Source organism: Duganella kummerowiae, assembly GCF_053572355.1.
In genome coordinates, this window is the sequence record NZ_JBKFEH010000002.1 from 465,805 (window position 1) to 474,899 (window position 9,095).

At 61.2% G+C, this 9,095-nt stretch carries 9 protein-coding genes and 1 tRNA gene; all 10 read right to left on the reverse strand.

Going from position 1 to position 9,095, the window contains the following annotated elements:
• Positions 1-172: 172 nt before the first annotated feature.
• The 10 genes from ACLB1G_RS02825 to ACLB1G_RS02870 all read right to left on the reverse strand — a co-directional run bounded on the left by ACLB1G_RS02825 (position 173) and on the right by ACLB1G_RS02870 (position 8,971).
• A complete protein-coding gene (locus ACLB1G_RS02825; protein ID WP_491625652.1) occupies positions 173-805 on the reverse strand; it encodes a response regulator in 633 nt (210 codons plus the stop codon).
• 170 nt (positions 806-975) lie between these two features.
• Positions 976-1,365 carry a MerR family transcriptional regulator gene (locus tag ACLB1G_RS02830; RefSeq protein ID WP_491625653.1) on the reverse strand — a complete coding sequence of 130 codons (390 nt, stop codon included), beginning with the start codon at positions 1,363-1,365 and terminating at the stop codon, positions 976-978.
• Positions 1,366-1,381: 16 nt separating this feature from the next.
• Positions 1,382-1,732 (reverse strand): integration host factor subunit alpha, encoded by a 351-nt coding sequence (locus ACLB1G_RS02835; RefSeq protein ID WP_491625654.1) that lies wholly within the window; start codon positions 1,730-1,732, stop codon positions 1,382-1,384.
• Positions 1,733-1,886: 154 nt separating this feature from the next.
• The gene (pheT, locus tag ACLB1G_RS02840) at positions 1,887-4,325 is read right to left on the reverse strand and encodes a phenylalanine--tRNA ligase subunit beta (RefSeq protein WP_491625655.1); all 2,439 of its coding nucleotides are present in this window, start codon (positions 4,323-4,325) and stop codon (positions 1,887-1,889) included.
• Between the two features lie 40 nt (positions 4,326-4,365).
• A complete protein-coding gene (gene pheS, locus ACLB1G_RS02845) occupies positions 4,366-5,385 on the reverse strand; it encodes a phenylalanine--tRNA ligase subunit alpha (RefSeq protein WP_491625656.1) in 1,020 nt (339 codons plus the stop codon).
• Positions 5,386-5,480: 95 nt separating this feature from the next.
• Positions 5,481-5,840 (reverse strand): 50S ribosomal protein L20, encoded by a 360-nt coding sequence (gene rplT, locus ACLB1G_RS02850; protein ID WP_491625657.1) that lies wholly within the window; start codon positions 5,838-5,840, stop codon positions 5,481-5,483.
• 25 nt (positions 5,841-5,865) lie between these two features.
• Complete coding sequence (rpmI, locus tag ACLB1G_RS02855) at positions 5,866-6,063, reverse strand: 50S ribosomal protein L35 (RefSeq protein WP_056156036.1); 198 nt, start codon at positions 6,061-6,063, stop codon at positions 5,866-5,868.
• Positions 6,064-6,252: 189 nt separating this feature from the next.
• A complete protein-coding gene (gene infC / locus ACLB1G_RS02860) occupies positions 6,253-6,792 on the reverse strand; it encodes a translation initiation factor IF-3 (RefSeq protein ID WP_491625674.1) in 540 nt (179 codons plus the stop codon).
• A 19-nt stretch (positions 6,793-6,811) separates the two neighbouring features.
• Positions 6,812-8,719, reverse strand: a complete 1,908-nt coding sequence (gene thrS, locus ACLB1G_RS02865; protein ID WP_491625658.1) for a threonine--tRNA ligase — start codon at positions 8,717-8,719, stop codon at positions 6,812-6,814.
• Positions 8,720-8,894: 175 nt separating this feature from the next.
• A tRNA-Val gene (locus ACLB1G_RS02870) sits at positions 8,895-8,971 on the reverse strand.
• Between the last annotated feature and the right edge of the window lie 124 nt (positions 8,972-9,095).

Here is a 9,095-nt window from a genome sequence, read left to right on the forward strand (position 1 = left end):
CCGTCTACATTATAGCTGGGCAAGAGAAAACCATCCGGGGCGGGCGCGCTAGCGTGCGCGCCCATGATGCACCGGCCGCTTCAACCCGGCCAGGGCGAGGCGCTGCGACCAAGACAGTGCGGCTGCACGGCGAGGCGCTGCAACGACGCCATGGCCGGTTTGAAGCGGCCGGTCAGTCGAGCAGGTTGTTTTTCATGGCGTAGTAGGTCAGGTCGCTGTTCGACTGCATGCCCATTTTTTCCATGATGCGGGTGCGGTAGGTGCTGACCGTCTTGATGCTCAGCGACAGCGCCACGCCGATGTCCGACACGGTTGCGCCGCGCGCCAGGCGCAGGAACACCTGGAATTCGCGGTCCGACAACTCCGTGTGCGGCGCCGTGTTGGGGTCGCGGTCGAAACTTTGCGCCAGCAGTTCGCCGACGGTGGCGCTGACGTAGCGGCGGCCCTGGAACACGGTCCGCACCGCGGTCTTGAGCTCGTCGGCCTCGCACTCCTTGTTGAGATAGCCGTTGGCGCCCATCTTGAACAGGTTCAGTGCATATTGCTGGGCCGGATAGCCGGACAGGATCAGCACCGGCAGGTCCGGCTGGCCCTGGCGTATGGTGCGCAGGATGTCGATCCCGCTCTGATCCGGCATGGCGATGTCGAGCAGCAGCACGTCGCAAATCTCGCGCCGCGCGATGTCCAGCGCCTCGCGGCCGGTACCGGCCTCGGCCACCACTTCGAAATCGTCCGAGGACGAGAAAATCTGTTTGAAGCCTGCTCTTACAATCTGATGGTCGTCACAAATGGCAACGCGTATCATTGTTTCCCCTTGTCTAGCCCGGAACGGCGCCGGGCCTCAGCCATCTCGCAACTGCGCGACACGTCTCTGTCACTGATCTTTGAAATAATATTGATAGTATAGCAGCCCGCATGCGGCGTACGGCCAACCATCCTGCGGTGCGGCGCCGGCCACGCACATTTAAGTAGCGGTTAAGGCTTGAGCAATTTCAGGATGGCGAGCAGCTCGCTGCGTATCAATTCGCGGTCCAGCTCCGCTGCGGCGGGCGCCCCGCCATCATACTCCGCCTGCGCCGCCTCGTAGGCACGGCTGTCGAGTTTATTGCGTGCGCCGCTGATGGTAAAGCCCTGCTCGTACAGGAGTTCGCGGATACGGCGTATCAACAGCACTTCGTGGTGCTGGTAATAACGACGGTTGCCGCGCCGCTTGACCGGCTTGAGCTGGGTGAATTCCTGCTCCCAATAGCGCAGCACATGCGGCTTGACGCCGCACAGCTCGCTGACCTCGCCGATGGTGAAATAGCGCTTGGCCGGTATCGGCGGCAGCACGGCAAGTTCAGGCTTGGCGATGCGGTCGTTCATGGGGAATCAATCCGGCTCAGGCGGCGCGCGGCAGGCCGTTGCTGCTGTCCTCGACCATGCCCTTGAGCTTCTGGCTGGCGTGGAAGGTCACCACGCGGCGCGCCGTGATGGGGATTTCCTCGCCAGTCTTGGGATTGCGGCCGGGGCGCTGCGGCTTGTCGCGCAGCTGGAAGTTGCCAAAGCCAGACAGCTTGACGGCCTCGCCCCGTTCCAGGGCATTGCGGATCTCGTCAAAGAAGGTTTCCACCATGTCCTTGGCTTCACGCTTGTTCAGCCCGACCTGCTCGAACAGCAGTTCGGCCAGCTCGGCCTTGGTCAAGGTCGGCATATCCTTTTCTGCATCCTGGCGTACTTTCGCCACCTGCATGGCCCGATGCAAATCGGCAGCCAATGCGGATTGGAGTACGGCGGAATCAACGTCGTTGTTATTAATTTTCCTGCCCTGCCTATAGCTATTAACGAACAAGTCCGGCATACGCCGGACTCACCAAGAGAACTTTGTACTGCCTTAGTTTCCTGCTTTACGCACGCAGCTTGGCGCCATGTTTGTGCTGGGCCGCACCGGCCAGGGCGGCCATCACGGCATCCACGACATCATCCTGCAGCGTGTTTTGAGTATCTTGCAAGCTAAAGCGGAAAGCAAGCGATTTTTCGTCCGCCTCCAATCCTTTACCTCGATATTCATCAAACAAAACAATGGCTTGCACAATCTTTCCTTGCGGACTCTCTTGCACAGCGGAATTAAACGCATCCAGCAGCAACTGCGCGGGGACATCTTGCTTGACCACCACGGCCAGGTCGCGCGTGGCGCCCGGGAACTTGGAGATCTCTTCATATTTTGGCACAGGACGTTGCTGCAGAGCAAATGCCTCAACCTCGAACACGACGGGCGCGTTGGGTAGGTCGTATTTTTGCAACCAGCGCGGGTGCAGTTCGCCGATGAAGCCGATAACTTTGCCGTCCAGCAGCACATGGGCCGAGCGTCCCGGGTGCAGCGCCGGATGCACCGCCTTCTCGAAGCGCAGTGCATAGGGCGCGAACAGATGTTCCAGGTCGGCCTTGAGGTCGAAGAAATCGGTGGCGCGGCTGTCCTGGCCCCACTGCTCGTCGGCCACGGCGCCGTAGGCGATGGCGGCCACGCGCTTGGGCTGGTGGTAGCCGGCCACGGTGAGCGGGCCGTCGGCAACGCCGGCGTCGCGCAGGTAGGCGGCGCCGATCTCGAACAGGCGCACACGGCTGGCCTTGCGGTTCAGGTTGTAGCGCACATTGGCCACCAGGCTGCCGACCAGGGTGGAACGCATCACGCTCAGCTGGCTCGCGATGGGGTTTTGCAGCTTGATCGGGTTGTCGTTGCCGCCGAAATCCTGCTCCCAGGCCGCTTCCACGAAGCTCATGTTGACCACTTCCTGGAAGCCCAGGTCGGCCAACTGGTGGCGCACGGCGAACAGCGAACGGGTGTTTTCCGGATCAAGGCGCATGGTGTTGCGCGCCACCGGGGCCACCGCAGGGATGTTCTCGAAGCCGTACACGCGCGCCACTTCCTCGATCAGGTCTTCCTCGATCTCAATGTCGAAGCGGTAGCTTGGGGCGGTCACGGAGAACACGCCGCCGTCCGCGCCCTGCTCCAGGGTGTAGGGCAGCGCCAGGCGGCGGAAAATGTCGGCCACCACCTCGTCGGTCAGCGGCACGCCGATCACCTTCTGGGCGCGCGCGGTGCGCATCCGCACCGGGGCGCGCTGCGGCAGGTTGACGCTCTGGTCGTCCACCGGGCCGACCTGGGTCTGGGCCGTGCCGCAGATTTCCAGTATCAGGGCGGTGATGCGCTCGATGTGCTCGACCGTCGTGGCATAGTCCACGCCGCGCTCGAAGCGGTGCGCGGCGTCGGTGGAGAAGTTGTACTTGCGGGCCCGGCCCTGGATGGCGCTGGGCCACCAGAACGCCGCTTCCAGGTAGATGGACGTGGTGTCCAGCGAGACGGCGGTGGCGTCGCCGCCCATGATGCCGGCCAGGGACTCGATTTCCTTCTCGTCGGCGATCACGCCCACCCATTCGTCGACGGCGACAGTGTTACCGTTCAGCAGTTTCAGCGATTCGCCGGCCTTGCCCCAGCGTACGGTGAGGCCGCCGTGGATCTTGTCCAGGTCGAACACGTGGGTGGGACGGCCCAGTTCCAGCATCACGTAGTTGGAAATGTCCACCAGGGCCGATACCGGACGCTGGCCGCTGCGCTCCAGGCGCTGCTTCATCCAGGCCGGGGTCTCGGCGCGGGCGTTCAGGTGGCGTATCACGCGGCCCGAGAAGCGGCCGCACAGGTCGGGTGCGGCGATGGTCACGGGCAGCACTTCGCTGCTGTTGACGGCCACCGGGCGCGATTGCGGCGGGTTCAAGGGCACGCCGGTCAGGGCCGACACTTCGCGCGCCACGCCCAGCACGGACAGGCAATCGGCCTTGTTCGGGGTCAGCTTGATGGTGAACTTGAGGTCGTTCAGCGCGTAATAGTCGCGGAAGTTCTGGCCGACCGGGGCGTCGTCCGGCAGTTCCAGCAGGCCGCCGCCCTCTTCCGACAGCTTCAGTTCCTTGGCCGAGCACAGCATGCCCTGCGACTCCACGCCGCGCAGCTGGCCCACCTTGATGTGGAAGGGCTTGCCGTCGGCGCCAGGCGGCAGCACGGCGCCGGCCATGGCGCACGCCACTTTCAGGCCCGGGCGCACATTGGGCGCGCCGCACACGATGTTGAGCAGGGTGCCGGTGCCGACGTCGACCTGGCACACGTTCAGGCGGTCCGCGTTCGGATGTTTTTCCATGGCGCGCACATGGCCCACCACCACGTTGGAGAACGGCGGCGCCACGGGGTCGACTTCTTCCACTTCCAGGCCGGACATCGTCAGCAGATGCGACAGTTCATCCGAAGTCATCTTCGGATCGACCATGGTGCGGAGCCAGTTTTCGGAGAATTGCATAGTCTTTAAAGCTTTCTTGTATATGCGACAGGGCGGCGCGTCAGTTGAACTGTTTCAGGAAGCGCAGGTCGCCTTCATAGAACAGGCGCAGGTCGTTGATGCCATAGCGCAGCATGGCCAGGCGCTCCAGGCCGGAGCCGAACGCGAAGCCGATGTATTTTTCCGGATCCAGGCCGAAGTTGCGCACCACGGTGGGGTGCACCTGGCCCGAGCCCGACACTTCCAGCCAGCGGCCCTTGAGCGGACCGGAGCCGAAGGCGATGTCGATCTCGGCCGACGGTTCGGTAAACGGGAAGTAGGACGGACGGAAGCGCACCTGCAGGTCGTCGGTCTCGAAGAAGGCCTTGACGAAGTTCAGGTACACGCCCTTGAGGTCGGCGAAGCTGATGTTCTCTTCTATCCACAGCCCTTCCACCTGGTGGAACATGGGCGAGTGGGTGGCGTCGCTGTCGACGCGGTAGGTGCGGCCGGGCGCGATCACCTTGATCGGCGGCGTGTGGCTGCGCGCATAGCGCACCTGCATGGGGCTGGTGTGGGTGCGCAGCAGCAGCGGCTTGCCGGTGCTGTCATTGCCTTCGATGTAGAAGGTATCCTGCATGGAACGGGCCGGATGGTTTTCCGGGCTGTTCAATGCGGTGAAATTGGTCCAGTCGTTCTCGATCTCGGGGCCGTCGGCCACGTCGAAACCAATCGAGCGGAAAATCTGTTCAACTCGTTCCCAGGTGCGCATCACCGGGTGGATGCCGCCGCCGGCGCGTCCGCGGCCAGGCAGGGAGACGTCGATGGCCTCGGCATTCAGGCGGGCTTGCATCTGGGCTTCGGCCAGGGCGTCACGGCGCGCATTGAGCGCGGCTTCGATCTGCTGCTTGGCGGCGTTGATCAGGGCGCCCTGCGCCTTGCGCTGCTCGGGGTCCAGCTTGCCCAGGCCCTTCATCAATTCGGTGACCTGGCCGGTCTTGCCCAGGTATTTGGCTTTGGCGTTTTCCAGTGCGGCGGCATCGTCTTGCGCGGCCGCGAAGTCCTGCACTGCTGAGGCGACGAGTTGTTCCAGGGAGTCCATTGCGTTTTTCTTATCCTCAATCAAAAAACGGGGCACAGGTTTGACCCTTGCCCCGTTCTCAAGCCGCCCGGAGGCGGCGCTGTCTCAAGCCAGGCTTAAGCAGCGATTTTTGCTTTCACGATGTTGACAATCGCGGCGAAGGCCGGCTTGTCAGCAACAGCCATGTCGGCCAGGACTTTACGGTCCAGCTCGATCGAGGCTTTCTTCAGGCCGTTCATGAAGGCGCTGTAGGTCACGCCATGCTCACGGGAAGCGGCGTTGATACGAGCGATCCACAGGCGGCGGAAGACGCGTTTCTTGTTGCGGCGGTCGCGGTAGGCGTATTGGCCAGCGCGCATCACTGCTTGCTTGGCAACACGGTACACACGGCTGCGGCGGCCGCGGTAACCCTTGGCCAGGTTCAGTACTTTTTTATGACGGGCACGCGCAGTAACCCCACGTTTTACTCGAGGCATAGTAGCTCCTTAAATGAGTGTGAGATTAAGCGGAAGGCATCATTGCGTAGACGCGCTGGACGTCGGTCGCATCGATGTTACGGGTGCCGCGCAGCTGACGCTTGTTTTTGGTGGTTTTCTTGGTCAGGATGTGGCGTTTGAAGGCCATGCCCGATTTCACAGTACCACCCGGACGCACGCGAAAACGCTTTTTCGCGGAGCTTTTGGTTTTCATTTTTGGCATAGATGTTCTGCCCTTTCGGGCAGCTCCATATAAACAGGATTGCAGGTGGCAACACTACGTCGCACTTAGATGCCTGCTTTCACTTGTTTGTGCAGCGGAAGCGAGTCCACTACAGTTACTGCAGCCGACCATTATAGACCAACTGCGGCAATAATGCACGTGTCGCCGGGAAACAACCGGCGCCAGCGCTTATTTTTTCTTCTTGGGAGCAAGCACCATGATCATCTGGCGCCCTTCCATCTTGGGGAATTGCTCGACCTGGCCATGCGGCTCCAGGTCGGCTTTCAGACGTTCCAGCATGCGGAAACCAATATCCTGGTGCGCCATTTCACGGCCACGGAAGCGCAGCGTGATCTTGGTCTTGTCCCCGTCTTCCAGGAACTTGATCAGGTTGCGCAGCTTGATATTGTAGTCGCCGTCATCAGTACCGGGACGGAATTTGACTTCCTTCACGGAGATGACTTTCTGCTTCAATTTCGCTTCGTGAGCCTTTTTCTGCTCCGAATACTTGAATTTGCCGTAGTCCATCAAACGGCAGACCGGTGGGTTCGCGTTCGGGGCGATTTCCACCAGGTCGACGTTTGCCTCTTCCGCCAGGCGGAAGGCTTCGGCCAAACTCACGATACCGAGAGGCTCGTTATCGACCCCGCTCAAACGCATTTCGGGGGCAGTGATTTCGCCATTGATGCGATGCGACTTGTCAGTAGCTATGGTGATTCCTTTTAAAATCTGATGAAAGACCCTGCGATCAGGCTTTGTTAGCGACGTCCTGCTGGAGTCGCTCTATCAGGGCGTCGATGGACATGACGCCCAGATCGACATTGCCCCGCGCCCGCACGGCCACGGTGTTGGCATCCCGCTCCTTGTCGCCAACCACCAGAATGTAGGGCAATTTTTGGACGGAATGTTCGCGTATTTTATACGTAATCTTCTCGTTCCGCAAATCGGTCTGCACACGGAACCCGCTGCGGCGCAGCTTTTCAGCCACTTGCTGCACATACTCGGCTTGCGCATCGGAGATGTTCAGCACCGATACTTGCACCGGAGCAAGCCATGCCGGCAGCGCGCCCGCGTAGTTTTCTATCAGGATGCCGATGAAGCGCTCCATGGAACCGACAATCGCTCGGTGCAGCATGACCGGCACCTGGCGGCTGTTGTCGGCCGCCACGTATTCGGCGCCCAGGCGCTCCGGCATGAAGAAGTCGACCTGCATGGTGCCGACCTGCCACGGACGGCCCAGCGAATCCTTGAGGTGGTACTCGATCTTGGGGCCGTAGAAGGCGCCCTCGCCCGGCAGCTCGGTCCAGGTCACGCCGCAGGCGCGCAGGCCGGAGCGCAGCGCTTCCTCAGCCTCGTCCCAGATCGCGTCGGAGCCGATGCGGTTGTCGGGGCGCAGGGCCAGCTTGACTTCGATGTTATGGAAATGGAAATCGGCATAGACTTCCATCGCCTGGGTGTGGAAAGCCACCACTTCCGGCTCGATCTGCTCGTGGGTGCAGAAGATGTGGCCGTCATCCTGGGTAAAGCCGCGCACGCGCATGATGCCGTGCAGCGCGCCCGAGGGCTCGTTGCGGTGGCACTGGCCGAACTCGCCGTAGCGCAGCGGCAGGTCGCGGTAGGAGCGCATGTTGCTGTTGAAGATCTGCACGTGGCCCGGGCAGTTCATGGGTTTCAGCGCGTAGGAGCGGTTTTCCGACTCGGTCACGAACATGTTTTCGCGGTAGTTGTCCCAGTGGCCGGTCTTGCCCCACAGGCTGGCGTCCAGGATTTGCGGCGCCTTCACTTCCTGGTAGCCGTTGACCTGGTATTTGTTGCGCATGTACTGCTCCACTTGCTGCCAGATGGTCCAGCCTTTGGGGTGCCAGAACACCAGGCCCGGCGCCTCGTCCTGGAAGTGGAAAAAGTCCAGCTGCTTGCCCAGCTTGCGGTGGTCGCGCTTTTCCGCCTCTTCCAGCTGGAACAGGTACTGCTCCTGGTCTTCCTTCTTGGTCCAGGCGGTGCCGTAGACGCGCTGCAACATCTCGTTCTTGGAGTCGCCGCGCCAGTAGGCGCCGGCCAGCTTCATCAGCTTGAACACTTTCAGCTTGCCGGTGGACGGCACGTGCGGACCACGGCACAGGTCGGTGAACTTGCCTTCGGTGTACAGCGACACGTCTTCATTGGCCGGTATCGAGGCAATGATCTCGGCCTTGTAGTGCTCGCCGATGGACTTGAAGTAAGCCACGGCCTCGTCGCGTGGCAGCACCTTGCGGGTGACCGGCTCGTCCTTCTTGGCCAGTTCGGCCATTTTCTTTTCAATCGCGGCCAAGTCGTCCGGGGTGAATGGGCGCTTGTACGAGAAGTCGTAATAGAAGCCGTTTTCAATCACCGGGCCGATGGTGACCTGGGCATCCGGGAACAGCTCCTTGACGGCGTAGGCCAGCAGGTGGGCGGTCGAGTGGCGTATCACGTCCAGGCCCTCGGGGTCCTTGTCCGTGATGATGGCCAGGTCGGCGTCCTTCTCGATCAGGAAGGACGTATCCACCACCTTGCCATCCACCTTGCCGGCCAGGGCGGCCTTGCCCAGGCTGGTGGCGATGCTGGACGCCACTTGCGCCACGGTGACAGGGCCGTCGAATTCACGGGCGGAACCATCCGGAAGGCGGATTGAAAGCATGGTGTTCTCCAAATGTCTTGAACTGCAAAAAACGAGGACGAAAAAAAACGCGGACTAGCCGCGTTTTTCTCTTTCTTTGAGCGAAAAGAATCCCATTCGACTAGCGTCACTCCCAAAGCTTGGTAGTAGTTCGCGGTGTCATAACCGGATTGCCTTTCTCGCTCTTACAGATGTCTGGTGGGCGGTGAGGAATTCGAATCCCCGACCCCTTGGATGTCGACCAAGTATTCTAACCAGCTGAACTAACCGCCCGTGGGTACTGCCTTGAATTGTACTACGTACTGCAACCTACTAGTGTCCTGGTGGGCGGTGAGGAATTCGAATCCCCGACCCCTTGGATGTCGACCAAGTATTCTAACCAGCTGAACTAACCGCC